At 67.6% G+C, this 25246-nt stretch carries 26 protein-coding genes; 9 read left to right on the forward strand and 17 right to left on the reverse strand.

What is annotated here, in order from left to right:
• The first annotated feature begins 1 nt into the window (after position 1).
• From JF290_RS02615 to JF290_RS02630, 4 genes are all read left to right on the forward strand, one after another.
• Positions 2 to 787 carry an ABC transporter ATP-binding protein gene (locus tag JF290_RS02615; RefSeq protein WP_199023168.1) on the forward strand — a complete coding sequence of 262 codons (786 nt, stop codon included), beginning with the start codon at positions 2 to 4 and terminating at the stop codon, positions 785 to 787.
• A 96-nt stretch (positions 788 to 883) separates the two neighbouring features.
• Positions 884 to 1798, forward strand: a complete 915-nt coding sequence (locus tag JF290_RS02620) for an ABC transporter permease (protein ID WP_199023169.1) — start codon at positions 884 to 886, stop codon at positions 1796 to 1798.
• A 91-nt stretch (positions 1799 to 1889) separates the two neighbouring features.
• The gene (locus tag JF290_RS02625) at positions 1890 to 2735 is read left to right on the forward strand and encodes an ABC transporter permease (RefSeq protein ID WP_199023170.1); all 846 of its coding nucleotides are present in this window, start codon (positions 1890 to 1892) and stop codon (positions 2733 to 2735) included.
• 65 nt (positions 2736 to 2800) lie between these two features.
• Positions 2801 to 3790 (forward strand): ABC transporter substrate-binding protein, encoded by a 990-nt coding sequence (locus tag JF290_RS02630; RefSeq protein WP_199023171.1) that lies wholly within the window; start codon positions 2801 to 2803, stop codon positions 3788 to 3790.
• A gap of 117 nt (positions 3791 to 3907) precedes the next feature.
• Here JF290_RS02630 and JF290_RS19675 read toward each other — a convergent pair whose 3' ends face one another.
• The 9 genes from JF290_RS19675 to JF290_RS02670 all read right to left on the reverse strand — a co-directional run bounded on the left by JF290_RS19675 (position 3908) and on the right by JF290_RS02670 (position 12303).
• Positions 3908 to 4036, reverse strand: coding sequence for a hypothetical protein (locus tag JF290_RS19675; RefSeq protein ID WP_255625653.1), 129 nt, complete (start codon positions 4034 to 4036; stop codon positions 3908 to 3910).
• The gene (locus tag JF290_RS02635; protein WP_199023172.1) at positions 4033 to 5313 is read right to left on the reverse strand and encodes a c-type cytochrome; all 1281 of its coding nucleotides are present in this window, start codon (positions 5311 to 5313) and stop codon (positions 4033 to 4035) included. The genes JF290_RS19675 and JF290_RS02635 overlap by 4 nt, the downstream gene beginning before the upstream one ends.
• 4 nt (positions 5314 to 5317) lie before the next feature.
• On the reverse strand, positions 5318 to 6532 hold the full coding sequence (locus tag JF290_RS02640; protein ID WP_199023173.1) for a formate dehydrogenase subunit gamma: 1215 nt from the start codon (positions 6530 to 6532) through the stop codon (positions 5318 to 5320).
• A gap of 79 nt (positions 6533 to 6611) precedes the next feature.
• Positions 6612 to 7205, reverse strand: a complete 594-nt coding sequence (gene fdh3B, locus JF290_RS02645) for a formate dehydrogenase FDH3 subunit beta (RefSeq protein WP_199023174.1) — start codon at positions 7203 to 7205, stop codon at positions 6612 to 6614.
• 13 nt (positions 7206 to 7218) lie between these two features.
• Positions 7219 to 10182, reverse strand: coding sequence for a formate dehydrogenase subunit alpha (locus JF290_RS02650; RefSeq protein WP_199023175.1), 2964 nt, complete (start codon positions 10180 to 10182; stop codon positions 7219 to 7221).
• Positions 10183 to 10292: 110 nt separating this feature from the next.
• The gene (locus JF290_RS02655) at positions 10293 to 10484 is read right to left on the reverse strand and encodes a twin-arginine translocation signal domain-containing protein (protein WP_199023176.1); all 192 of its coding nucleotides are present in this window, start codon (positions 10482 to 10484) and stop codon (positions 10293 to 10295) included.
• 62 nt (positions 10485 to 10546) lie between these two features.
• Positions 10547 to 11158, reverse strand: coding sequence for a TorD/DmsD family molecular chaperone (locus JF290_RS02660; protein ID WP_199023177.1), 612 nt, complete (start codon positions 11156 to 11158; stop codon positions 10547 to 10549).
• A complete protein-coding gene (locus JF290_RS02665) occupies positions 11159 to 11779 on the reverse strand; it encodes a DUF3306 domain-containing protein (protein WP_199023178.1) in 621 nt (206 codons plus the stop codon). It lies immediately after the preceding gene.
• Positions 11776 to 12303 (reverse strand): DUF3305 domain-containing protein, encoded by a 528-nt coding sequence (locus JF290_RS02670; protein WP_199023236.1) that lies wholly within the window; start codon positions 12301 to 12303, stop codon positions 11776 to 11778. The genes JF290_RS02665 and JF290_RS02670 overlap by 4 nt, the downstream gene beginning before the upstream one ends.
• A gap of 301 nt (positions 12304 to 12604) precedes the next feature.
• Between JF290_RS02670 and JF290_RS02675 the strand changes: the two genes are divergently transcribed.
• Entirely contained in the window at positions 12605 to 14560 is a 1956-nt protein-coding gene (locus JF290_RS02675; protein WP_199023179.1) for a 4Fe-4S binding protein, read from the forward strand.
• On the opposite strand, the gene JF290_RS02680 is transcribed toward JF290_RS02675, so the two are convergent.
• A complete protein-coding gene (locus JF290_RS02680; protein WP_199023180.1) occupies positions 14554 to 15282 on the reverse strand; it encodes a hypothetical protein in 729 nt (242 codons plus the stop codon). The genes JF290_RS02675 and JF290_RS02680 overlap by 7 nt on opposite strands.
• 70 nt (positions 15283 to 15352) lie before the next feature.
• On the opposite strand from JF290_RS02680, the gene JF290_RS02685 reads away from it, so the two are divergent.
• The 4 genes from JF290_RS02685 to JF290_RS02700 are packed head-to-tail and all read left to right on the forward strand — an operon-like array spanning position 15353 to position 17795.
• Positions 15353 to 15547 (forward strand): DUF6494 family protein, encoded by a 195-nt coding sequence (locus JF290_RS02685; protein ID WP_199023181.1) that lies wholly within the window; start codon positions 15353 to 15355, stop codon positions 15545 to 15547.
• Between the two features lie 3 nt (positions 15548 to 15550).
• Entirely contained in the window at positions 15551 to 16612 is a 1062-nt protein-coding gene (locus JF290_RS02690) for an Mrp/NBP35 family ATP-binding protein (RefSeq protein ID WP_199023182.1), read from the forward strand.
• A complete protein-coding gene (locus JF290_RS02695) occupies positions 16609 to 17319 on the forward strand; it encodes a biotin/lipoate--protein ligase family protein (RefSeq protein WP_199023183.1) in 711 nt (236 codons plus the stop codon). Before JF290_RS02690 ends, JF290_RS02695 begins: the two co-directional genes overlap by 4 nt.
• On the forward strand, positions 17316 to 17795 hold the full coding sequence (locus JF290_RS02700; RefSeq protein WP_199023184.1) for a DUF6505 family protein: 480 nt from the start codon (positions 17316 to 17318) through the stop codon (positions 17793 to 17795). Before JF290_RS02695 ends, JF290_RS02700 begins: the two co-directional genes overlap by 4 nt.
• Positions 17796 to 17799: 4 nt before the next feature.
• Here JF290_RS02700 and JF290_RS02705 read toward each other — a convergent pair whose 3' ends face one another.
• The 7 genes from JF290_RS02705 to JF290_RS02735 form a co-directional block, all read right to left on the reverse strand.
• Positions 17800 to 18300 carry a flavin reductase family protein gene (locus tag JF290_RS02705; protein ID WP_199023185.1) on the reverse strand — a complete coding sequence of 167 codons (501 nt, stop codon included), beginning with the start codon at positions 18298 to 18300 and terminating at the stop codon, positions 17800 to 17802.
• Between the two features lie 148 nt (positions 18301 to 18448).
• The gene (locus tag JF290_RS02710) at positions 18449 to 19861 is read right to left on the reverse strand and encodes a 3'-5' exonuclease (protein WP_199023186.1); all 1413 of its coding nucleotides are present in this window, start codon (positions 19859 to 19861) and stop codon (positions 18449 to 18451) included.
• A complete protein-coding gene (locus JF290_RS02715) occupies positions 19861 to 20382 on the reverse strand; it encodes a hypothetical protein (RefSeq protein WP_199023187.1) in 522 nt (173 codons plus the stop codon). Before JF290_RS02715 ends, JF290_RS02710 begins: the two co-directional genes overlap by 1 nt.
• Positions 20383 to 20472: 90 nt before the next feature.
• Positions 20473 to 22296 carry a DUF294 nucleotidyltransferase-like domain-containing protein gene (locus tag JF290_RS02720; RefSeq protein ID WP_199023188.1) on the reverse strand — a complete coding sequence of 608 codons (1824 nt, stop codon included), beginning with the start codon at positions 22294 to 22296 and terminating at the stop codon, positions 20473 to 20475.
• 104 nt (positions 22297 to 22400) lie between these two features.
• Entirely contained in the window at positions 22401 to 24185 is a 1785-nt protein-coding gene (locus tag JF290_RS02725; protein WP_199023189.1) for a sodium:solute symporter family protein, read from the reverse strand.
• 15 nt (positions 24186 to 24200) lie between these two features.
• Positions 24201 to 24482 carry a DUF4212 domain-containing protein gene (locus tag JF290_RS02730; protein ID WP_199023190.1) on the reverse strand — a complete coding sequence of 94 codons (282 nt, stop codon included), beginning with the start codon at positions 24480 to 24482 and terminating at the stop codon, positions 24201 to 24203.
• 73 nt (positions 24483 to 24555) lie between these two features.
• Positions 24556 to 25239, reverse strand: a complete 684-nt coding sequence (locus JF290_RS02735) for an adenylate kinase (protein WP_199023191.1) — start codon at positions 25237 to 25239, stop codon at positions 24556 to 24558.
• Positions 25240 to 25246 lie beyond the last annotated feature (7 nt).

Consider the following 25246-nt stretch of genomic DNA (forward strand, 5'->3'; position numbering starts at 1 on the left):
GATGAGCGGCGCGGTCGCCGTGGAGGCGCGGAATCTTGACCTGACGTTTCAGACCGGGGACGGTCCGGTGCAGGCGTTGAAGGATGTCAGCCTGACCATTCGCAAGGGGGAATTCGTCAGCTTCATCGGGCCCTCGGGCTGTGGCAAGACGACTTTCCTGAGGGTGATGGCGGCGCTCGAGCAGCCGACCGGGGGCAGCATCACGGTGAACGGGACGAGCCCTGAAGAGGCCCGCAAGGCCCGCGCCTATGGCTACGTGTTCCAGGCCGCGGGGCTTTATCCCTGGCGCACCATCGCGGGCAATATCAGGCTGCCTCTGGAGATCATGGGGTTCTCTCGCGAGGAGCAGGAACGGCGCGTGAAGGACGTTCTGCAACTTGTTGATCTGGAAGGGTTTGGCGGCAAGTATTCCTGGCAACTGTCGGGCGGGATGCAGCAGCGGGCGAGCATTGCGCGGGCGCTGGGGTTCGACGCCGACATCCTGCTGATGGACGAGCCGTTCGGCGCGCTGGACGAGATCGTGCGCGATCACCTGAACGAGCAGCTGCTGGCGCTCTGGGCGCGGACCGGCAAGACCATCGGGTTCGTCACCCATTCCATTCCCGAGGCGGTTTATCTGAGCACCACGATCGTGGTGATGAGCCCGCGGCCGGGGCGGATCACAGACGTGATCCAGAGCCCGCTGCCGGCCGAGCGCCCACTGGATATTCGCGACACGCCGGAGTTCATCGAGGTCGCGCACCGGGTGCGCGAGGGTCTGAGGGCGGGGCATGGCGCGGAGGCTTGATCGGACCCTCCGGGAGGGTGTGCCAGGCGTGCATACCGCGTGCATACCGCGTGCAGACGCGGATGCAGCCGGTGACCGGGCGATGGGAGCCACGCCGTGAGGTCGGTGCTGCCGATCCTGGCGGTGGTCGCGGTGATCCTCGTTTCGTGGTACGCGGCTTGCGTTCCGATGAACATCAAGGGCGTGCTGACCGAAGCCGAGCGCGCCGGGGCGGAGGTGGTGCCGCCCGGGGCGGCGGAGCGGCGGGACATGTCCGAGATCGGGCTGGTCGCGCAGAACGGGTTCGCGATTCCGGCCACCTGGGCGCAGGAGCGGCCGCGGCTGCCGGCGCCGCACCAGGTCGCCGTGGAATTGTGGGACACCACGGTGATGAAGAAGATCACCAGCAAGCGCAGCCTGGTGCATCACGCCTGGATCACCCTGAGCGCCACCCTGCTGGGGTTTGCCATCGGCACCGGGCTGGGTATCCTGCTGGCGGTGGGGATCGTGCAGTCGCGGGTGATGGACATGAGCGTGATGCCCTGGGCGATCGTCAGCCAGACCATTCCGATCATCGCGCTGGCGCCGATGATCATCGTGGTGCTGTATTCGATCGGGGTGCAGGGGATCCTGCCCAAGGCGGTGATCTCGGCCTATCTGAGCTTCTTCCCGGTGGTGGTCGGGATGGTGAAGGGGCTGCGCAGTCCGGACGCGATGCAGCTGGACCTGTTGCGCACCTACAATGCCAGCACCGGGCAGATCCTGTGGAAGCTGAGGTTGCCGGCCTCGATGCCCTATCTCTTTGCCTCGCTGAAGATCGGTATCGCCGCCTCGCTGGTCGGTGCCATCGTCGGCGAGTTGCCGACCGGGGCCGTTGCGGGGCTGGGGGCGCGGCTGCTGGCGGGCAGTTATTACGGGCAGACGGTGCAGATCTGGGCGGCGCTGTTCGCCGCGGCGATCCTGGCGGCGGTTCTGGTCGGGCTGCTGGGCCTGCTGGAGCGGCTGGTGCTGAAGCGGATGGGCATGGCATGAGGCGGGCCTGGGACATGCGGGGGCCAGCCCCCGTCGCTGCGCGACTCCCCCGGAGTATTTCGCCGAAGATGAAGCCGGGGGGGCGGGCAGGATGAGCCTCGTGGCGTTGGCCGTCCTGGCCTGGGGGCTGGGCTGGTGGATCAACGTGCGCCTGGCGGAGGGGCCATGGGCGCAGACCCGGGCGGTGGGCCTGGCGGTGCCGCTGATCTTCGGCGCGACGATCCTGGTGGTGTGGGAACTGCTGGTGCGGGGGCTGGAGGTGCCGATGGTCATCCTGCCCGCGCCGAGCGTGATCGCGGCGCGGTTCGCGACCAGCCTGCCGGTGCTCTGGGCGGATTTCGTGCAGACCATCGTGAAGGGCGCGTTGAGCGGCTACGTGATCGGCTGCTCGGCCGCGTTCGTGACGGCGGTGCTGGTGGACCGCAGCGATTTCCTGCGTCGGGGGCTGCTGCCGGTGGGCAATTTCGTCGCCGCGCTGCCGATCGTGGGGACCGCGCCGATCCTGGTGATGTGGTTCGGGTTCGACTGGCAGAGCAAGGCGGCGGTCGTGGTGGTGATGGTGTTCTTCCCGGTGCTGGTCAACACGGTGGCGGGCCTGCGCGAGACCACGGCGATGCAGCGCGACCTGATGGACACCTACGCGGCGAGCTACTGGCAGGCCTTCTGGAAGCTGCGGCTGCCGGCGGCGATGCCCTTCGTGTTCAACGGGCTGAAGATCGCCACCACGCTGGCGCTGGTCGGGGCGATCGTTGCCGAATTCTTCGGCTCTCCGACCGTGGGCATGGGGTTTCGCATCTCGACCAGCGTCGGGCAGCTTGCGCTGGACATGGTCTGGGCCGAGATTGTCGTGGCGGCGGTGGCCGGGTCGGTGTTCTATGGCGGCGTGGCGCTTGTCGAGAAGGCGGTGACCTTCTGGCACCCGTCGCAGCGGAGTTGAGGGATGGATCCCGGCGTGGCCGGGCAACAACAAACGACACACAGCAACCAACAAGGAGTGATGCAATGAAGAAGGTGATGACGGGAGCCGCGCTGGCCCTTACGCTGGGGGCGCTGCCGGCGCTGGCGGCGGACGAGGTGAAGCTGCAGCTGAAATGGGTGACCCAGGCGCAGTTCGGTGGCTATTACGTGGCGCTGGACAAGGGGTTCTACGAGGAAGAGGGGCTGGACGTGACGATCCTGCCCGGCGGGCCCGATATTGCGCCGACGCAGGTGATCGCGGGCGGGGGCGCCGATGTCACGGTCGAATGGATGCCCGCGGCGCTGGCGGCGCGCGAGAAGGGGTTGCCGCTGGTCAACATCGCGCAGCCGTTCAAGAGTTCGGGCATGATGCTGACCTGCTGGGCGGATGTCGGGATCGAGGCGCCCGCCGACCTGGCCAACCGGACGCTGGGGGTCTGGTTCTTCGGCAACGAGTTTCCTTTCATGAGCTGGATGAGCCAGTTGGGGATTTCGACCGACGGCAAGAGCGAGACCGGTGTCGAGGTGCTGAAGCAGGGCTTCAACGTCGATCCTCTGTTGCAGCGCCAGTCGGATTGCATCTCGACCATGACCTACAACGAGTATGGCCAGGTTCTGGATGCCGGCGTGGCACCCGAGGAGCTGATCACCTTCAAATACGAGGACCAGGGGGTGGCGACGCTGGAGGACGGGCTCTACGTGCTGGAGGAGAAGCTCGAGGACCCGGCCTTCGTGGACAAGATGACCCGCTTCGTGCGCGCCAGCATGAAGGGCTGGAAATACGCCGAGGAGAATCCGGAGGAAGCGGCCGGGATCGTGCTGGACAACGACGCCAGCGGGGCGCAGACCGAGGCGCACCAGGTCCGCATGATGGGCGAGATCGCCAAGCTGACCTCGGGCAGCAACGGGGCGCTGGACCCGGCGGATTACCAGCGCACGGTGGACACGCTGCTGGCCGGTGGTTCCGACCCGGTGATCACCAAGGAGCCGGAAGGCGCCTGGACCCATGTGATCACGGATGCGGCGCTGAACTGAGCCTGATCGCGATGTGACATGGCGGCGCGGTCCCTTCGGGGGGTCGCGCCGTTTTTCCGTCTGGAGGTCAGGGATGGCCCGGTGGAGCGGGCAGGTGCGGAGGCGCGGCGGGCGCGATCAGTCCAGCCGGACCGAGGCGGGGCTGCTGGCGCGGTCCGCGGCGGTGAAGCCGAGCGCGCCGAGCCCGTACCAGGCCATGACGGAGATGACGATCATGGCGGCGAAGGCGGTCCACATGGCTTTCATTCGGTCGGCTCCTTGGCGGCGGTGGCCTGGCGCAGGAATGCGATCAGGTCGGCGCGGTCTTGCGGGTCGGTGATGCGCTGCATCGGCATCTTGCTGCCGGGAATGTAGTGGTCCGGGCCGAGATCGAAAAGCGCGTTTATGCTGGTTTCGGTCCAGACGATGTCGGCGTTGGTAAGCGTGTCGGAGTAGAGGTAGTCGGTTTCGGCCCCGGCGGGGCGGCCGAAGATGCCATGCAGGCTGGGCCCGGCGCGCCGTGCGCTGCCGGGGGTCAGGCTGTGGCAGATCGAGCACTTGCGCTGGAACTGGCGTTCGCCGTTCTCCATCTCTTCGGGGGCGCGCAGGAAGCTGCGTTCGCCGGTGGTCATCTGGCCGTGTTCGTCCAGCGTCGCCACCGGCCAGCTGTACATCGCGTCATCGAGACCGCCGGCGTGGATGTTCTGCCCGTTCGGCGAGAAGGCCAGCGCCCAGACCGGGCCGCGCAGGGTGGCGCGGAAATCGCGGGCGATGGACCAGGTGGCGGTGTCGATCACCATGATGTAGCCCTCGCCGTCGCCGACCGCGAGCAGGTCGCCATCGGGCGAGAGGGCAAGCGCCAGGATGGGGCGGCGTTCGAGGGTGAAATCGGTGAGCGGGGCGCCGGTTTCGACATCGATGACCCGGGTGACCCCGTCGACCGCGCCATAGGCGAGCCAGCCGGCGTCGGGATGCAGGGCGATGCGGTTGATGCCGAAGCCGTGGCGCAGGAGCATCCGGGACTCGGCTCCGCTGGCCACGTCCCAGACGCGCAGGGTGCCGTCGCTGCTGGCGGAGTAGAGCGTCGCGTGATCGGCGGAGAAGGCGACGGCATTGACGCCCGATTCGTGCCCCTCGAGCAGGCGCGGCGGCCCGCCGTCGAGCGGCCAGAGCCCGATCGTGCCGTCCCAGCTGGCCGAGGCGATGAGGCCGGGTGCGACGGCAAGGCCCATGACCTTGCCCTTGTGGGCGCCGATCACCGCGCCGCCGGGCCAGCGGCGGATGGTGTAGTCGTCGCCTGCCGAGACCAGCCCGGACCCGGTGAAGAGCACCGCGTTGACGGCGGCCTCGTGGCCCTCCTGCCATGCGGGGGTTCCGTCGCTCCACAGCCCGACCGAGTTGTCGAAGCTGGCGGTGGCGATCTGCCCGTCCGGTGCGACGCCGATGCCCATGATCGGGCCGCCGTGGCCCTTGAGGGTGAAGAACTCCTGCGCGTCCGGAACCGCCGGGGCGAGCAGGAGGCAGAGAAGCAGGGCGTGGCGCATGGCTTTATTCGGCGGGACTCGTCGCGGTGCCGGCGCGGGCGGCTTCCTTCTGCTTGATCTCCTCGACCCAGAGGCCGTGGTGCTCGCGCGCCCATTGTTCCTCGACCTCGCCGCTGCCCATGGCGTCGAAGGCGCCCTCCATGCCAACACTGCCGAGATAGATATGGGCGAAGATCATCGCCATGAAGATGAAGGCGACGATGGTGTGCCAGAGCTGGGAGAACTGCATTTCCTCGTGCGGGGCGAGCTGTTCGGGCAGGGGGGCGAGCCCGACCCAGCCCGGCGCGCCGATGTCGTTGAGCAGGGTGAAGGTCTTGGCGAACATCGGCAGCTCGAAGGGGAACAGCAGCGACAGGCCCGAGGCGCTGATCGACAGCCCCAGCACGACGCAGCCCCAGAAGATCATCTTCTGCCCCGCGTTGAACTTCTTGGCCGGGGGGTGGACGTTCTTGGAGAACAGCCCGCCGCCGACGGCGAGCCATTTCAGGTCGTGCCGGTTGGGAATGTTGTGAACGGTCCAGTTGACGATGATGATCACGAGGCCGACCATGAAGGCCCAGGCGACGTTGTTGTGCACCCACTTGGAGGCGACGGCCATCGTCGAGAAGGCCTGCGGCCCCAGCAGCGGGATCAGGACCATGCGCCCGAAGAGCACGATCAGGCCGGTCACCCCGAGCACGAGGAAGCTGCCGGCGAAGAGCCAGTGGCCGAAACGTTCAAAGGAGGTGAAGCGCAGGATGGTTCGGCCGGTCTTGGGGCCGTCGATGCGGATCCTGCCGCGCAGCAGGTAGAACAGCGCCAACGCGATCAGAGTGCCGCCCAGCAGCCAGGCGCCGTAGGTGGCCAGCGGGCCCTTGCGGAATTCGAGCCACCACATGCCGCGATCCTGGATCAGCACCTCGGAGGCGGGGCTGCGGCTGGAGGTGGTGACATCGGCGGTGCCGTAGCGCAGGGCGCGGAAGACTTCGCTGTCGGACGCCCCGCCCAGGGTGCCCAGCTGCGCTGCGATGGCGGCGGCCCCGTCCCCGGTATTGCCTTGCGCGCGGTGCGACATGTCGACCTTTTCGCCGCGCTGGCGGGCCATGATGTCTTCGAGCGTGGTCGCGCCGCCGGTGGCCGCGCGGGGGTCGCCGGGCGCTGCCGGAGCGGCGGCCTCCTGCGCCAGCGCGGCGGTCGTGAAGGTCAACGTGAGGAGAAGTGCAAGCAAGGCACGCAGCATGTCGTGAAGCCCCGTCTGGAATAGAGAAGGGGGGCGGCCCGATGGGTCGGGCCGCCCCGGTCAGGGTGGTCAGGCGGCGTCAGCCGTCCTGTTTGCCGTAGGCGCTGCCCCAGCCCCAGGCGCCCGAGCCGAAGCCCCGGGCGACGACGCGTTCGCGGTAGATCGCGGACACCACGTCGCCGTCACCGGCCAGAAGCGCCTTGGTCGAGCACATCTCGGCGCAGATCGGCAGCTTGCCTTCGGCGATGCGGTTGCGCCCGTACTTGGCGAACTCGGCCGTGGAGTGGTTTTCCTCGGGGCCGCCGGCGCAGAAGGTGCACTTGTCCATCTTGCCGCGGCTGCCGAAGTTGCCCGCCTGCGGAAACTGCGGCGCACCGAAGGGGCACGCGTAGAAGCAGTAGCCGCAGCCGATGCACAGGTCCTTGCTGTGCAGCACCACGCCTTCCTCGTTCTGGTAGAAACAGTCCGTCGGACAGACCGCCATGCACGGCGCATCGGAACAATGCATGCAGGCAACGGAAATCGACCGTTCGCCGGGGCTGCCATCGTTGATGGTCACCACGCGGCGGCGGTTGATGCCCCATGGCACCTCATGTTCGTTCTTGCAGGCCGTCACGCAGGCATTGCATTCGATGCAGCGCTCTGCGTCGCAAAGAAACTTTGCTCTTGCCATTGATCGTGCTCCCTTATGCGGCCCAGATCTTGCAGAGAGTGGCTTTGGTCTCCTGCATCTGGGTTACTGAGTCATAGCCATAGGTCTGGGCGGTGTTGGTGCTTTCGCCCAGCACGTAGGGGTCGGCCCCGGCGGGATACTTGCTCCGCTGGTCCTGGCCCTCGAAATGGCCGCCGAAGTGGAAGGGCATGAAGGCCACCCCCGCGCCGACCCGTTCGGTGACCATGGCCATCACCTTGACCTTGCCGCCTTCGGGTCCTTCGACCCAGACCTGCGCGCCGTCCCGGATGCCGAGGTTGTTGGCATCGCGGGTGTTGATCTCGACGAACATGTCCTGCTGAAGTTCGGCCAGCCAGGGGTTGGAGCGGGTCTCGTCGCCGCCGCCCTCGTATTCCACAAGGCGCCCCGAGGTCAGGATGATCGGGTAGTCCTTGGAGAAGTCGTTCTTCTGGATCGAGGCATACATGGTCGGCAGGCGATAGGCGTGCCGGTCCTCGTATGTGGGATAGTCCGCGACCAGATCGCGACGGTTGGTGTAGAGCGGTTCGCGATGGATAGGCACCGGGTCGGGGAAGGTCCAGACCACGGCGCGGGCCTTGGCGTTGCCGAAGGGCGCGCAGCCATGCTTGATCGCGACGCGCTGGATGCCGCCCGAGAGGTCGGTCTTCCAGTTCACCGCGGCCACCCGGTCGTCATAGTCCGAGGGGAAGGGCGACATGCCCGCCTCGCCGACTTCCTTGAACCCTTCGAGCGACGCACCGCGGGCGATGCCGCGTTTCTCCTCGTCCGTCAGGTCGGTGTGCCAGCCCAGGTCCTTGAGCATCTGGTAGGTGAATTCCGGGTATCCGTCCTGGATCTCGGAGCCTACCGAATAGACGCCCTCGGCCAGCAGGTTGTCGCCATCGCGTTCCACGCCGAAACGGGCGCGGAAGGTCAGACCGCCTTCGGCCACCGGCTTGGACATGTCATAGAGGTTCGGCGTGCCCGGGTGGTTCATCTCGGGCGTGCCCCAGCAGGGCCACGGCAGGCCGTAATAGTCGCCATCCGCGGGACCGCCCACCGCCTGCAGCGTCGTCCTGTCGAACGTGTGCTGGTTGGCCATGTGCAGCTTGAGCCGCTCGGGGCTCTGGCCGGTATAGCCCACCGTCCACATGCCGCTGTTGAATTCGCGGGTCACGCTTTCGATGTTGGGGGTGTTCTCGTCCTCCATCTCGATGTTGCGGAAGAACCTGTCGGCGAATCCGAACTTGTTGGCGAAGAGGCCGATGATCTCGTGGTCGGTCTTGGACTCAAACAGCGGGTCCATGATCTTGTCACGCCACTGGAGCGACCGGTTCGACGCCGTGACCGAGCCGCGGGTTTCGAACTGGGTGGCCGCCGGCAGCAGGTAGACGCCGTCGGTGCGGTCGTGCAGCACCGCCGAGACCGTCGGGAAGGGATCGATCACGACGAGCATGTCGAGCTTCTCCATCGCGGTCTTCATCTCCTTCATCCGCGTCTGCGAATTCGGAGCGTGCCCCCAGAGCACCATCGCCCGGACCTTGTTGGGCTGGTCCATGTTCTCCGGGTCTTCCAGGACGCCGTCGATCCAGCGGCTGACCGGGATGCCGGTCAGGTTCTGCAGCGGCTTGTCCTTGCCATCCTTGTCCTTGATGGTGTCGAACTGGCCGGCGAGCCATTCCGGGTCTTCGCCCCAGACGCGCGACCAGTGGCCCCAGGCGCCCTTGGACAGGCCGTAGTAGCCGGGCAGGGTGTGGGACAGCACGCCGAGGTCGGTGGCGCCCTGCACGTTGTCATGGCCGCGGAAGATGTTGGTGCCGCCGCCGGACGTGCCCATGTTGCCCAGCGCGAGCTGCAGGATGCAGTAGGCGCGGGTGTTGTTGTTGCCGTTGGTGTGCTGGGTGCCGCCCATGCACCAGATCACGGTGCCGGGACGGTTGTTGGCCAGCGTGCGCGCCACGCGCTTGAGCTGGCTGCCCGGCGCGCCGGTGACGCGCTCGACTTCCTCGGGGGTCCACTTGGCGACCTCGTCCCGGATCTGGTCCATGCCCCAGACGCGGGTGCGGATGAACTCCTGGTCCTCCCAGCCGTTGTCGAAGATGTGCCAGAGGATGCCCCAGACCAGCGCCACGTCGGTGCCGGGCCGGAAGCGGACGTATTCGTCGGCATGGGCCGCGGTGCGGGTGAAGCGCGGGTCGCACACGATCACCGGGGCGTTGTTCTGCTCCTTGGCCTTCAACAGGTGCAGCAGCGAGACCGGGTGCGCCTCGGCGGGGTTGCCGCCGATGATGAACACGGCCTTGGAGTTGTGGATGTCGTTGTAGCTGTTGGTCATGGCGCCGTAGCCCCATGTGTTCGCAACGCCCGCAACGGTGGTCGAGTGACAGATCCGCGCCTGGTGGTCGACGTTGTTGGTGCCCCAGTAGGCGGCGAACTTGCGGAACAGGTAGGCCTGTTCGTTGTTGTGCTTGGCCGAGCCGAGCCAGTAGACGCTGTCAGGTCCGCTTTCCTCGCGGATCTGCATCATGCCTTCGCCGATCTCGTTGATCGCCTGTTCCCAGCTGATGCGCTTCCACTCGCCGCCCTCTTTCTTCATCGGGTACTTGAGGCGGCGTTCGCCATGGGCGTGTTCGCGCACCGCGGCGCCCTTGGCGCAATGGGCGCCGAGGTTGAACGGGCTGTCCCAGCCGGGTTCCTGCCCGGTCCAGACGCCGTTCTGCACTTCGGCGATGACGGTACAGCCGACCGAGCAGTGGGTGCAGACCGACTTGACGGTCTGAACGGCGCTGTCGGCCGCGGTCTGGGCGTTGGCGGGGGCGACGGTGCCGCCCGTGGCGCTGATTGCGGCGAGGCCACCGATGGCCAGGCCAGAGCCGCGCAGGAACGCGCGGCGATCGACGGATTTCCCGGCGATGTCAGACAGGATACTGGTCCGCTGGGGGCGTCGCGCAACCCCGTTGGTCTTTTTCCTAAGCATGTTTCGTTTCCTTCCGTGCTGGCCGGCATGCACCGGCTGGCGAGGTGGGTTATGGCAACCGGGGTCAGGGCGTCACGCAACCGTCATCCGGGGGGTGACTGCGTCCGGGGTCAGAACCGGGCGGAGTCGAGATAGGCGCGGGTGTGCGCGGTGTCCTGGATGCGGGTCTCGTCGACCGGAAGCGCTGCCGCCTCGGCCTTGGTCCCGCCCAGGGCGGCTGCGGCTATCGCGGCGGGGGCCGCGGTCGTCGCAAGCTTCAGGAAATTGCGGCGCGAAGGGCCGTCTTCCTGGGGTGTGCTCATCGGATGTCTCCTTTGTCCGTTTCGCAGTTTGCCCTGATATAACAGGGCGGTGAGGGGCGGAGTTAATCCGCCGTCATCCGAAAGCCGTCGCGTTCGATGTCCATGAAGATCCGGCCGGCGGTGCCGACCGAGGCATAGAGCACCGAGTTTTCGGCGGCTTCCAAATCCGAGAAGAAGTGACCGGCCCAGGGGCCGATATGGCGCGACCAGAACAGCTTCTGGTCTGTCAGCGTCGCCGGTTTGCCGAAGCGGCCGGCGATCATGCCGCCCATCATTTCCATCAGCGAGGCGATGTTGTCTTCGGGTTCATAGACATTGGCGGCGCGGGTGATGCCGCGCGCGGCCATGTCGCTGCGCAGCTGCGCCAGCGGCTTTTCGTTCAGGAAGCCGGTCAGGTAGTAGCTGGCATAGGGCAGCAATTCGCCGCGCCCGAGCCCGATGAAGAGCGCGTTGAACTCGCGTTCGGCGGCGGCGGGCTTGGTCACCTTCGCGACCCGCGCCATGCCCTTGACCGCTTCGCCCAGCGGGCTGTCGTCACCGGAGAGGCCGGCGATCTGGTCGAGCGCCATCTGGGTCGGCGGCCCGGCCAGCGTCAGGCCGAGGAAGTTGTAGAAATCGGCGCGCATCCGGTCTTCGGGCGTCACGTCCTGGTCGATTTCGGCGGTCTGGGTCATTCAGGCGCTCCGGGGGGTGTCGGTGTCGAAGGCGAAGCGCATCCGGCGCGGCATCGGCAGGGCCGGGGCATCGTCTTGCGGATCGGCGGTATCTGGGCTGAAGGCGGGGTCGGGATCGGGCGTGGCGGTGTCTTGCGGCGCCAGCTCGGCGATCTCGGGCGGGTCCTCGGCGTCTTCGGGGGCGTCCTCGACGGGCTCGGGGGCGTCGCGGGCCTCGGCCTGGCGCGCCATCTCCTCGACATGGGCCAGCATGCCCTTGCCGACCTGGTAGGCGGTCTGCAGGTTCTCGATCACGGTGGCGCTGTCGGTGAAATCCTCGCCATAGTCGACCAGCCCGTCGACATTGGCCAGCACCGGGTTGAGCCGCCACAGGCGGCGCAGCGCGCGGCGGCGCAGGCGGTCGGGCACGGCCTTGGACATGAAGGCACGGATGTCGTCGCCCGGTTGCAGCTGATCGGGGTCAGGCAGGTCGAGCTCGGCCAGGATTTCGGCATCGTCGCGGGCCTCGATCTCGGCCCGTTCGGCCTCGGCGGCGCTGGCGGCGGCAGCGGCCCGCGCGGCCTCCTCCTCGGCGCGCACCGCAGCGCGGCGGCTGGACCAGAAATCGCGGCCCCCGCTCATTGCAGCACCCGTCCGGGCGCGCGGTAGACGTCGGATGGCTGGCGGATGCGCGCGTCGCCCTTGCCGTCCTCCTGCAGGTCGACGCGTTTCTTGTCGCGGCGGCGCTTGATGAAATCCTCGATCTCGTGATGGGCGAGGGTGAAGTCGCGCACCCAGGCGATCAGCCCCTCGGGCATCGGCACCTTCTCGACGATGTCCTCGCCGTTGTCGGCGTAGTCCTGGCCTTCGTAGGGCGAGGCGGTCACGAGATGGACGGAGAGCGGGTTCGGATCGTCGGGCTCGTCCCGCAGGATGACGTAGATCGACGGCACCCGGTCGGACAGGTTGGCGCGGTAGGCCTCGGCATCGGCGGCGTAGAGCGTGAGGGGCAGGGTCGCGGCGTGGTATTCGACCGCATCGGCCTCGCAGCGCAGTTCGGACCAGTCGACGGGGCCGGCACCGGGCAGAACCGCGACGGCCGTCCAGTTCCAGCGCGCCCAGCGGGTCACGCCGGGCGTCTTTCTCACCACCACCCCGAGGGGCATGTAGATTTCAGTACCCTTGGATTGGGCCACGTGTCCTCCCCAGTCGAGCGTGCCCGGATTGTCAGGAGTATGAGACAGTTTCCGCGAGCCGCCAAGGGTGTACCGGGGTGAATTGTATGCTTTCGTCTACCAAAGTCGTAGAAAACCGGATTTTGACAGGCGCGCGCGGAGTAATTATGTGACCCAGATGTATCTTTGTTCCGGTGTCGATCCGTGCCGCCGGGCTTGATTCGCCACGCTGGCCGGCTTTACCTCGCCCCGGGGGCCGCCTAGGGTGCGCCACCAATCGGGAGGAGCGGTCATGTCCAAAGCCTTGATTCTGTGTGATTGCATGGGCAGCCAGACGCTCGATCCGGCGCGGATATCGGAGGCGTCGGGCCTGGCGTGTTCGCGCGTGCATTCGGCGCTCTGCACCAGCCAGATCGAATCCGCCGTCAAGGCGCTCGGCGCGGGCGAGGCGATCATCGCCTGCCAGCAGGAGCGCGCGATCTTCACCGATCTGGCAGAGGAGCTGGGGGTCGAGGCGCCGGGCTTCGTCGATCTGCGCGACCGGGCGGGCTGGACCGAGGCGGGCGTCGATGCCACGCCCAAGATGGCGGCGCTGGCCGCCGAGGCGCTGGTGCAGGTGCGCCCGGCGCAGGCGGTGGACGTGGTGTCCGAGGGCGTGTGCCTGATCTTCGGGCCGGGCGCGGCGGTGCTGCCGCTGGCCGCACAGCTGTCCGGGGATCTGGCGGTGACGGCGCTGATCACCGACGGGGCCGACCTGCCGACGGACCGTGGCTTTGACGCCCTGCGCGGGCGCCTGAAGCGGGTCTCGGGGGCGCTTGGCGGGTTCGAGGTGACGATCGACGCGCTGGAGCAGGTGCAGCCGGGTGGGCGGGGCGCGTTCACCACCCAGCCGCCGCGCGATGGCGGTCAGTCGGCCTGCGATATCGTGATCGACCTGTCGGGGCAGCCGGCGCTGGTGCCCGCGCCGCAGAAGCGCGAGGGCTACCTGCGGGCCGATCCGCGCGATCCCCTGGCGGTGGCGCGGCTGGCCTTCGAGGCGGTCCGGCTGGTCGGGACGTTCGAGAAACCGCTCTATGTGCGGCTGGAAGAGAGCCTTTGCGCCCATTCCCGCGCCGACCAGGTCGGCTGCAGTAATTGCCTGGACATCTGCCCGACCGGGGCGATCACGCCGGCCGGCGATCACGTGGCGATCGACCCGATGGTCTGCGCCGGCTGCGGCGCCTGCGCGGCGCTGTGCCCGTCGACCGCGATCACCTATGACGATCCGCCGGTGGCGCAGCTGCTGCGGCGGATGGAGGTTCTGGCGCGCAGCTTCCGCGCGGCGGGCGGCGCGGCACCGCGCCTGCTGGTGCATGACGCGCACGGGGCCGAGATGATCCGGCTGGCGGCGCGGTTCGGGCGCGGCCTGCCGGGGGACGTGATCCCGCTCGAACTCGACGTGATCTCGGGCTTCGGCCATGCGGAGATGCTGGCGGGGCTGGCGCATGGGTTCGCCGCTGTCACGGTGCTGCTGGCGCCGACGACCGAGCGCGAGGCGCTGGAGCGGGAACTGGCGCTGGCGACGGCGATCGCCGGTCCGGGCAAGCTGGCGCTGCTGGAGGAAACCGACCCGGACCTGATGAGCGACAGGCTCTATGATGCGCACGCCGACGCTCCCTTGTCCGACCCGGTCCTGCCGATGGGCAACCGGCGTCAGATCGCGCGGCTGTCGGCCCAGGCGCTGAACCCGCAGGCGGAGGTGCCGCTGCCCTTGCCCGAGGGCGCGCCCTATGGCGCGGTGCTGGTGGATACCGACGCCTGCACCCTGTGCCTGTCCTGCGTGTCGCTCTGCCCGTCCGGGGCTTTGATCGACAACCCGGACATGCCGCAGCTGCGGTTCCAGGAGGATGCCTGCTTGCAATGCGGCATCTGCGCGACGATCTGCCCGGAGACCGCGATCACGCTGAAGCCGCAGTTCGACCTGAGCGACGCGGCGCTCGGCCAGCGGGTGCTGAACGAGGAGGAGCCTTTCGCCTGCATCGAATGCGGTGCGCTCTTCGGGGTGAAATCGACCGTCGAGCGGATCATGGAGAAGCTGGCGGGAAGTCACCCGATGTTTGCAAGTTCCGACCAGGCGCGGATGATCCAGATGTGCGACAATTGCCGCGTCAACGCGCAGTTCGCCCGGACCGACAACCCGTTCCAGGGCGGCGACCGTCCGCGGGTGCGCACGAGCGAGGACTATTTCTCCAAGCGCCGGGATCACTGAGTTTGCAGCGGCGCTCCGAGATCGGCGGCGGCGGTGGTCGACACGAAGGCGATGATCGCATCGAGATCGGCCAGCGTCATCTCGATCGGGACGATCGGCGAGGGCCGTTCGGGATCGAAGGGCGGCGTCACCTCGGCGACCTGGGTGAAGGCCCCGTGCGGCTTGCGCACGTAGAATTCCCGGAACCGCGCGAGCCAGTCGCCGAGGCTGCGCAGCACAGCGAAGGACGGGGTGGAGCCCAGCCCCTTCATCCGGTTCTGCGGCCCGATCACGTGGCAGCGCCCGCAGAGCGTCAGCGACAGGTCCGCGCCGCGCCGTGCGTTGCCCTCGATGGCCGCCGTGTCGGCCTCGGGCGTGGGATCGAACCGCGCGATGAAGGGCGCGGCCCCGTCGGGCTGGAAGCTTTCGATCGTGGTCTTGCCGATCTCCGACAGCATCCAGTCGCGGAACCGGACCTGTTCGGGGCTGTCGTCGGTTTCGAGCCGGTAGGTGACACCGTCGCGGCGGAACACCGGAATGCCGTCGCCGTCCGCGCCGAGCCGCATCGGACCGTCCGGATCGGACAAGACGCGGATCGCGGTCTTGAGAGAGAAGCGCGGCAGGATATGGTCGAGCAGGCCGCTGTCGCGCACCTTTTCGGGCGCGGCCAGTCCGACCGCGTCGCGAGCGGTCGCGGGGCTGGCGTTCAGCACGAGAAAGATGCAAACAAGCAACGCGCGCATGTGGCCAGAGTAGAAGGCGCATCCGCGCGGCGTCAATTGGATTGAACGGTCAAGGACCAGGGAGAGACAGATGAGCGATGATTACAACATGTCGATGCGCAAGTTCCTGAAGCAGGTCGGCGTGACCAGCCAGCAGGCCATCGAGGATGCGCTGCGCGAGGCCGGCGATACCGGCGGCAAACCCTTCGAGGTCAAGGCGGTGCTGACCATTCCGGGGCTCGATCTGGAACATGTGGTGACCGGGACCATCAAAGGATCCGACTGAGCCATGGCGACACGGGATGCGGTTCTGGCGGAACTGAAGCAGGTCGTTGACCCGGCCAGCGGGCAGGACATCGTGGCCGCCGGCATGGTGCGCGCCCTGTCCGTCGAGGACGGCGCGGTGCGCTTCGTGCTGGAGGTCGATCCGGCGCGGGCCAAGGCGATGGAGCCGGTGCGTGCCGACGCGGAGGCCCGCGTAAAGGCGCTGGCGGGCATTCAGAACGTCTCGGCGCTGATGACGGCGCACTCCCAGAAGGCGCCGCCGGAGTTGAAGCCTGCGCGCAAGGCGGAACCGCAGGGCCCGCAGAGCGTGCCCGGTGTCGACCGGATCATCGCCATCGCCAGCGGCAAGGGCGGGGTGGGCAAGTCGACGGTTTCCGCCAACCTGGCCTGTGCGCTGGCCGCCGAGGGGCGTCGCGTGGGATTGCTGGATGCGGATGTCTACGGCCCCAGCCAGCCGCGGATGCTGGGCGTGTCGGGGCGTCCGGCCAGCCCGGACGGCAAGACCATCCTGCCGATGCGCAACCACGGCGTCACCATGATGTCGCTGGGGCTGATGACCAATGACGACCAGGCGGTGGTCTGGCGCGGCCCGATGCTGATGGGCGCGCTGCAGCAGATGATGATGCAGGTGCAGTGGGGCGCGCTCGACGTGCTGCTGATCGACCTGCCGCCGGGCACCGGTGACGTGCAGCTGACCCTGACGCAGAAATTCGCGGTCGATGGCGCGATCATCGTCAGCACGCCGCAGGACGTGGCGCTGCTGGATGCCCGCAAGGGCATCGACATGTTCAACCAGATGAAGACCCCGATCGTCGGCATGATCGAGAACATGTCGACCCATATCTGCTCGAACTGCGGCCATGAGGAGCATGTCTTCGGCCATGGCGGCGTGGTCGCCGAGGCCGAGAAACTGGGCGTGCCGCTCCTGGCCGAGATCCCGCTGCACCTGGACATAAGGCTGGCGGCCGACGGGGGCGCGCCGATCGTCGTCAGCAAGCCCGACAGCGCCCAGGCGACCGCCTTTCGCCACGTGGCGCGCAACCTGATCGCCAAGGGGCTGGCGTGAGCGCCGCACCGACCTTTCCGCCGCTTCTGACCGGCGTCGCGGTGGTGCCGGGCGAGGACCCGTTCGAGAAGGCCTGCGCCATGGCCGCGCTGGGGTGTGACGGTGGCACGGTGGTGCACGATCTGCGCGTCGACCGGATGCGCATGGCAGCGGTGTTTGCGCCCGAGGTGGTGCTGGAGCAGGCGATGGCGATGCTGCCGGTCTGCGGTATCGGCTTTCAGAACGCTCTGGGCGCGCTGGCCCCGCCCGAGGTCGCGGTGCATCTGACCTGGGAGGGCGGCATCCGGGTGAACGGTGCGCGCTGCGGGCGGATGCGGGTTACGGCGGCGCAGGACGCGCCCGACGCGGTGCCCGACTGGCTGGTGGTGGGGATCGAGGTGCCACTGATCCAGACCGAGGCCGATCCCGGCCTGACGCTCGACATCACCGCGCTGCGCGACGAGGGTTGCGCCGAGCTGGACGCGGTCGAGCTGCTGGAGAGCTGGGCGCGGCACATGCTGGTCTGGATCAACCGCTGGGAGGAGGACGGCAACGCGCCGGTCCATGCCGAGTGGATGGGGCTTCTGACCGGGGTCGGCGCGCCGGTGGAGCGCGGCGGCCACTCCGGCACGTTCCTGGGTGTGGACGACCGCTTCGGGATGCTGATCCGCGACTCCGAGACCACGCATCTCGTGCCGATGAGCAGCCTTGTGGGAGAGACACGATGAAACTGGCGCGGGCGATCCATTTCGACGAGAGCGACATGAACGTGTTCCATTCTCCGGCGCGAACCGGCGAGTGGTGCATTTCCGGCGGCTTCGAATTTTCGAACTGGTCCGAGGCCGACCTGACCGGCAAAGCGCGGCAGGCCTTCGCAAATGGCTGGCTGGGCGTCGAGACCTTCGGGCGGGTGACCTTCGTCGCCGTCACCCAGGTCGAGCCGGCCGAGATCGAGGCGCTGGCGCAGGCGCTGGCGGCGCATTTCGTGGATGTCTATGGCGCGCCCTCGGTCGAGGCCGCGTTGGGAGTCGCCCGCGAGGAGATCGCGCAGATGGCGGAGTTGTGCGAGGACCATGATCCCAACACGCTGCTCACCGTGTCGCGTGAGCTGACCGAGGCGGGTGTGAGGGAAGCCTACCGCACCATCGAGGCGCAGGCGGCGGGGATCGAGCAATTCGCGATCCACGGCTCGCTGGACGAGTAGGGACTCAGCCGCGCGGCGCGAAGGTGCCGTATTGTCCGCCCTTGTGCAGCAGGCCGCGCCCGGACCGCAGGGCGGCGCGTTCGACCTCTCCCACGATGATCGTGTGGTCGCCCGCGTCATGCAGCGCGCTGCGGCGGCATTCGAAGCGGGCGATACAGCCCCCCAGCACCGGCAGGCCGGTGTCGCTCCGGTGCCAGTCGATCGCGTCGAACTCCAGCCCGGAGCGGGCGAAATGTTCGGCCAGCGGGCGCTGGTCCTCGGCGAGGATGTGGATCGCGTAGGTCGCGGCCTCGGTGAAGGCGCGGTAGCGCTGGGATTTCTTGGCGGCGCACCACAGGACCAGCGGCGGGTCGAGCGACACGGAGGCGAAGGAATTCGCCGTCATCGCCAGTGGCCCGTCGGCGGTTTGGGTCGTGATCACGGTGATCCCGGTGCCGAAGCGTCCGAGCGCGTCCCGATAGGCCCGGGCGGTGTCCGGGCCGGGAATGAAAACGGTTTCGGTCATGGGCCTGCGCGTTGGTTCCGGTTGCGCGCTGCGTGCCATGTCCGCCGCGGATTGTCCATGATGCGATGACCTGTACAGCATCGTCCGTCCTGTTGCCTGTTGCCCCGTGCCGCCAACAGGTATGGCCGCGCGGCGCGAGGGCAAGCGATCAGTTCAGGTCTTCGAGCAGCCGGCCGTGCTTTCGCGTCTCGGCGATCACGTCGCCGAAGGTGCGCATGCCGCGCGCCTGCAGCATCGGCAGCAGCTTGCAGAGCACCTCGGCGGTGGCCCGCGCATCCCCCAGCGCGGTATGGCGCAGCGCCTCGGGGATGGTCACGCCGAGCCGGTCGCAGAGCGCATCCAGCGTATGCGTTTCGGAAGCGCCGAACACCACGGCCGAGACCAGCACCGTATCGAGGATCGGGTGATCCCAGGTCACCCCCATCGCCGTGGCGTGGCGGCGCAGGAAGGCCATGTCGAAGGGCGCGTTGTGGGCCACGATGACCGAGTCGCGGGCGAAGTGGTGGAAGCTGCGCCCGGCCTCGGCGATGCCGGGGGCACCGGCGACCATCGCATCGGTGACCTTGTGCACCCGGCTCGACGCCGGCGGGATCGGGATGCCCGGATCGACCAGCATGTCCAGCGTCTCGCCCTCGATGATCCGGCCGCGCAGCACCCGCACCGCGCCGATCTGCACGATCTCGTCCTTGTGGGGCAGGAGGCCCGTGGTTTCGGTGTCGAAGACTACGAAGCAGAGATCGGACAGGGCGCGCTCCTCGAACACGGCGTCGCCGGGCGTGTCGAGCAGGTCGAAATCATAGACCAGCGGGCGCGCCGCGTCGGGCGCGATCTGCGCCTCGCTAGCGTCGAAGATCAGCATGTAGCCGGGCGCCGCGCCGAGGGGTTTCAGACGCAAGTCATAGCTCTGCTGGCCCCCGGTGCCGCGCGCGGTGCAGCGGACCTCCTTGCCGGTGCGCTGCAGCTCGCCATAGGCGGCCTTGATCGGTTCGGGGTCCAGATAGTCGAACAGCGAAGCGTGCAGGCGCGGGTGGGCGATCTGGGCCAGCACCGCCGCCGCCTGTCCATCGTAGAGCACGATGCGATGATCCGGGTTCAGGATCGCCATCGCCATCGGGATCTCGGTCAGCAGCGCGGTCAGACGGTCCTTTTCCGCCGCCAGCCGCGCGGTTTCGGCGGCGACCCGTTCGGCGGTGCCGAGTGCGGACTGGCTGAGCTGACCCGCCACCGCCTGCGCCGCGGGGGCCAGGTCGCCGAGATAGCGCGCCGCGGAGAGGTCGAGATCGCCCTGCACGCCGGCATGGGCGCGCGCGCGCATCTCCGAGGCCAGCCGTTCGATCGGCTTGGCGACGTTCTCGTCAAAGAGCAGCCAGACACCGGCGACCATCGCGAGCAGCGCGAACCCGGTCAGAAGGCCCGAGAAGACGAAGGCGTCCAGCATCTCGGGCGCGTCGGCGCGGTGATATCCGATCGTCAGCGCGGCGGCCGTCACGGCGAGCCCGCCGACCGCCAGCAGGCTGAAGAAGAGGAAAATACGAAGGCGGAGGCTGAGCTGCGTGAACATCACGCCACCTCGCAGACGGCGCGCAGCACCTCGTCGTCGCTCTCGAGCGCGATCCAGCGCGGGTCGATCACGGCACCGGAATCGTCGAACTCGACCCCGTCGGCCAGTGTCGCCATGCGTGGCGTCGCGCAATCCATCAGCACCGGCACCCGGTTCATCGGCGCCCAGCGGCCGAAGAAATAGAGATCGAGGATCCGCTGGTCGGGCAGATCCGGGTTGCGCTGGATCGACAGCTGGTCGACCGCCACGAAGCGATGGACATAGGGCGCGATCTTGGTCCAGGGCTGGTAGAAACTGGTCTTTTCGACCGACTGCGCGACCACGACGCCATCGGGCAGGCTGGCGGTGGTGCGGTCATACCAGCTGTATTCCATCGAGATCGTCACGCCGATCATCGCGAGACCGGCGGCGACCGGGCCGACCCAGCGCGGCAGGCGGCCGCCGGTCATGCGGTTGAGCAGCATCACCACGCCCGCCATCGCGATACCGGCGAACACCGTTCCGATCAGTTCCAGAAACATCGCCTGTCCTCCCTCGCGGACCCGCGGCCCGCGTCTTCCGTTTGCCGGACCGCAGGCCGGGTGTCCTCCACACCCGGTAGCGGCCTTTCCTCAGCTCAGCATGTTGCGGCCATGGCCGATCGCCGATTGCATCGTCTTTACCACGACGAAGGCGTCGCGCAGATGACTTCGCTCAAAGTCCGACAGATCGCTGGGGGCCAGGAAATTGTTCGGTGCCTGACCGGAATTGACCAGTGCGACCTGGTGATTCAGCCGGGTCTCGGCGATCAGGTCGTAGGCGTCCAGCAGGTCGCGGGCACCGGATTTCGACACCACGCCGCTGTCCTGCGCCGCGGTCAGCCGGGCGCGGGTGTTGGTTTCGGCCAGTTGCCCCTGCAGCGCGTAGATGCGGCCCAGATCAACCACCGGCACCACGCCGTTCAGCTTGAGGTCGAGCGTGTTGCGATGCTCGCCCGAGCGGATCGTGGCGAAGCCCCGCAGCAGCCCCAGCGGCGGCGTGTGTTTCAGCGAGTTGCTGACCATGTGCGCAACGAAGATGGAATTTCGGCTGGCGGCCTTCAGCGTGCTCTTGTGCAGGTCGCCGAAGAGGGATATCTCGCCGCCGATCGGGCGCAGGTCGAACATCACGCTGGCCAGCATCTGCGCTTCGGGATTGGGCTTGGCGATCCAGCCGTCGAAATAGCTCTTCCAGACCGACACCGGCTGGCACCAGCGCGGGTTCGTGGCCATCATGTCGCCGGGGCAGTAGAAATAGCCGCAAGTGTCGAGCCCGTCGCTGACGAATTTCGCGAGGTCGTGGAAATAGGGCATCTGCGCCTCGGTCACGGCATCGTCCAGAAACAGGCAGTTGTCCTGGTCCGAGACACCGGTCTGTTCCTGCCGGCCCTGGCTGCCGCAGGCGAGCCAGAGATAGGGCACGGGCGGCGGGCCAAGCTGGGCCTCGGCCAGTTTCAGCAGGCGGCGGGTCACGGTGTCGGCGATGTCGGTGATCAGGCGGGTGACGATCTCGTGCCGGTTGCCGCCGGCGACCAGCTGCACCAGCAGGCGGGGGATCTCGGCGGTGACCTTTGCCATCTCAGCGGCGCTGTCGGCGCGGGCGATCGCGCTGACCATCTCGGCCGAGCTGACCGCCTGAAAGCGGGTCAGGTCGGTCTGGGTCACGATACCGACGAGCCGGCCGCCCTGCACGATCGGGATATGGCCGATGCGGTTTTCCATCATCGCGTGCAGCACGTCCGAGCCGATGGAGTCGGGCGACAGGGTGAACGGGGCGGGGGTCATGATCCGCGCGACCGGGGTCGCGGGCGGCAGTGCTTCGGCCAGCACCTTGCCCGACAGGTCGCGGGTGGTGAGGATGCCGGCAAGGGTCTCGCCCTCGGTCACGCAGAGCGAGGAGATGCGGTTGTCGCGCATCAGTCGCGCCGCCTCCTGGGCGGTGGCGTCGGCGGTGCAGGTGACGGGCTGGGCGGCCATGAAGCTTTCGACCCGGCTGGTGGCGAGGTCGCTGCCGCGCCGTGCGCTGCCGTGGCGGCGGTCGAAGAACCGGGCGACGCCGGGTTCGGAGGCCATCAGCGCGTCGAACTCCGCCTTGGGCAGCATCAGGAGCAGCGAGTCGGCGCTGGCACGGGCCGAGGTCACGGCGCGTCCGTCGCGGGTCAGGCCGCGTTCGCCGAAGGAGTTGCGGCTGCCGAGGATCGAAACGGGGATGTCGTTCTCGTCGCGCACCTCGATCTCGCCATCATGAACGAGGTAGAGGCCATCGAGCGGTTCGCCGAAGCTGTAGACGGGGTCGCCCGCGGCAAGGCTCAGGGCGTGGAACTTGGGTGCGAGGTCGTCGAGGACCTCGGATGCGAGACTGTCATAGGGGTGGACCGAGGTCAGGAACCGGCGAAGGTCACGTTCGGGCAGGGACATGGAACACCGCTCTGTCAGGGAAAAGAGGGCCCCGGCCGGGATCTGTCCGGGCGAGGCCAGGGGGAACGGGCGACCTCGGAGAGAGGCCGCCCGCACCGGGGAGTTTAGTGATCGAGCGCGGCACCTGCGCCGCGCGGCACGCGGACGCTTTCGACCAGCTCGACGATCTCTTCCGGAACCGGCTTGGTCATGCCGGACACGATGTAGGCGACAGCGAAGTTGATCGCCGCACCGACGGCCCCGAAGGAGGTCGACTGGATCGTGCCAAGCAGCGGATCGGCATCCGTGAAGCTGTTGGTGTCGGGGATGAAGAACCATCCCTTGTGCAGGAAGATGTAGAGCAGCGTCACGATCAGGCCGGCGAGCATGCCCGCCACGGCACCGCTGTTGTTCACCTTCTTGGAGAAGATGCCCATCATCAGAGCCGGGAAGATCGAGGCCGCCGCCAGGCCGAAGGCCAGGGCCACGGTCTGTGCCGCGAAGCCCGGGGGGTTGAGACCCAGGTAGGTCGCCACGACGATGGCGATTGCCATTGCGACCCGCGCCGACATCAGTTCGCCCTTTTCCGAGATGTTCGGAGCGAACCGGCCCTTGATCAGGTCATGCGACACGGCCGACGAGATCGCCAGCAGCAGACCCGCCGCGGTGGAGAGCGCCGCCGCCAGGCCGCCCGCAGCCACCAGACCGATGACCCAGCCGGGCAGGTTGGCGATTTCGGGGTTGGCCAGAACCAGGATGTCGCGGTTGAAGTTGGTCAGCTCGTTGCCGGCCCAGCCCTTTTCCGCAGCCTTCGCCTGCATGTCCGCGTTGGCGTCGTTGTAGTACTGGATCTTGCCGTCGCCGTTCTTGTCTTCCCAGCCCAGCAGGCCGGTCTTCTGCCACGTGGCCATCCAGTCATAGCGCGGATCGGTTTCGATCTGCTCGACGGAAACCGCTTCGGCATCGGTGCCGTTTGGCCAGAACATGTCGGTGATGTTCAGGCGTGCCATCGCACCCACGGCGGGAGCCGTCAGATAGAGCAGGGCGATGAAGACCAGCGTCCAGCCGGCGGACCAGCGGGCGTCGGCCACGCGCGGCACGGTGAAGAAGCGCATGATGACGTGCGGCAGACCGGCGGTGCCGATCATCAGCGACAGGGTGAACAGCGTCATGTTGAGCGTGTCGCTGTGGTGGGCGGTGTACTCGGCGAAGCCCAGTTCGGAGACGATCGCGTCGAGCTTGGCCAGGAGCGGCTCGCCCGAGGCGACGTGCTCGCCGAACAGACCCAGGGCCGGGATCGGGTTGCCCGTCAGCTGCAGCGAGATGAACACGGCCGGGATCGTGTAGGCCATGATCAGAACGCAGTACTGCGCGACCTGCGTGTAGGTGACGCCCTTCATGCCGCCGAACACGGCGTAGGCGAAGACGACGCAGGCGCCGATCAGCAGGCCGGCGGTGTTGGACACTTCGAGGAAGCGGCCGAAGGCCACGCCGACACCGGTCATCTGCCCGATCACATACGTGGTCGAGGCCACGATGAGGCAGATCACCGCCACCAGGCGGGCGGTCGGCGAATAGAAACGGTCGCCGATGAATTCGGACACGGTGAACTTGCCGAACTTGCGCAGGTAGGGCGCAAGCAGCAGCGCCAGCAGCACGTAACCGCCGGTCCACCCCATCAGGTAGGTCGAGTTGTCATAGCCGACGAAGGCGATCAGGCCCGCCATCGAGATGAACGAGGCCGCGGACATCCAGTCTGCCGCCGTGGCCATGCCGTTGGTGACAGGATGAACGCCGCGGCCGGCGGCATAGAATTCCGATGTGGAGCCCGCACGGGCCCAGACCGCGATGCCGATGTAGAGCGCGAAGCTTGCTCCGACAAACAGCAGGTTGATGGTAAACTGATCCATTGTGTCTCTCAGCCCTTATTCTTCGACGCCGAATTGCGCGTCGAGTTTGTTCATGCGCCAGGCGTAGTTGAAGATCAGCAGCAGGAACGCGAGAATCGAGCCTTGCTGGGCGAACCAGAAGCCGAGATCCGTTCCGCCGACGCTGATGCCGGACAGCAGCGGGCGCAGCAGGATGCCGAACCCGAAAGATACCAGCGCCCAGATGACGAGGCTGATGATGATCATGCGCACGTTGGCCGCCCAGTAGTCCTTGTCGGACTGGCTGATGCCACCTGCACGAGTAGATTGGTCCGCCATGGCGGGTCCTCCTTCTTCCTCCGAAAATGATGGGTGCCGCGGGGCAGGGCGGAACCCGGGTCTTGTGAGGGCGTCAGGCCGTGGCCCGCTTCACGACGGCAGCCAGTTCCCCTGCAATCGCGTCGATTTCGCCCATCGCGTCGATGGACTTCAGAACACCCTTTTTCTTGTAGTAGGCAATCAGCGGCGCGGTCTGCGCGTGATAGGCCACGAGGCGGCTGCTCACGGTTTCCGCATTGTCGTCGGCCCGCCGCTTCATGTCGGTGCCGCCACACTTGTCGCAGGTCCCTGCGACCGCGGGCGCCTTGAACGTGTCGTGATAGCCCTCGCCGCAGGTGCCGCAGGTGAAGCGGCCCGAGATGCGCGTGACCATTGCTGCGTCGTCGACCTCGAGGCTGATCGCCGCGTTGATCGACTGACCGTTTTCCGCCAGCAGCGCATCCAGCGCTTCGGCCTGCACGGTGGTGCGCGGAAAACCGTCCAGAATCACACCTTTTGCACAATCGGGTTCTGCCAGACGGTCGCGCAGGATGGCGATGACGATGTCGTCGCTGACCAGTTCTCCGGCCTCCATCACCGCCTTGGCGGCCTTGCCGGCGTCGGTGCCCGCCGCGACGGCGGCGCGCAGCAGATCACCGGTCGACAGCTGCACGAGGCCGAATGTCTCTTCCAGCATGCGTGCCTGGGTGCCCTTGCCGGCCCCCGGAGGGCCCAGCAGGATCAGTACGGCGGGATGGGTCAGGGTCTCCGTCGTCATCGTTCCG

The sequence above is a fragment of the Sedimentitalea arenosa genome (genome assembly GCF_016428585.1).
Classification (GTDB): domain Bacteria; phylum Pseudomonadota; class Alphaproteobacteria; order Rhodobacterales; family Rhodobacteraceae; genus Sedimentitalea; species Sedimentitalea arenosa.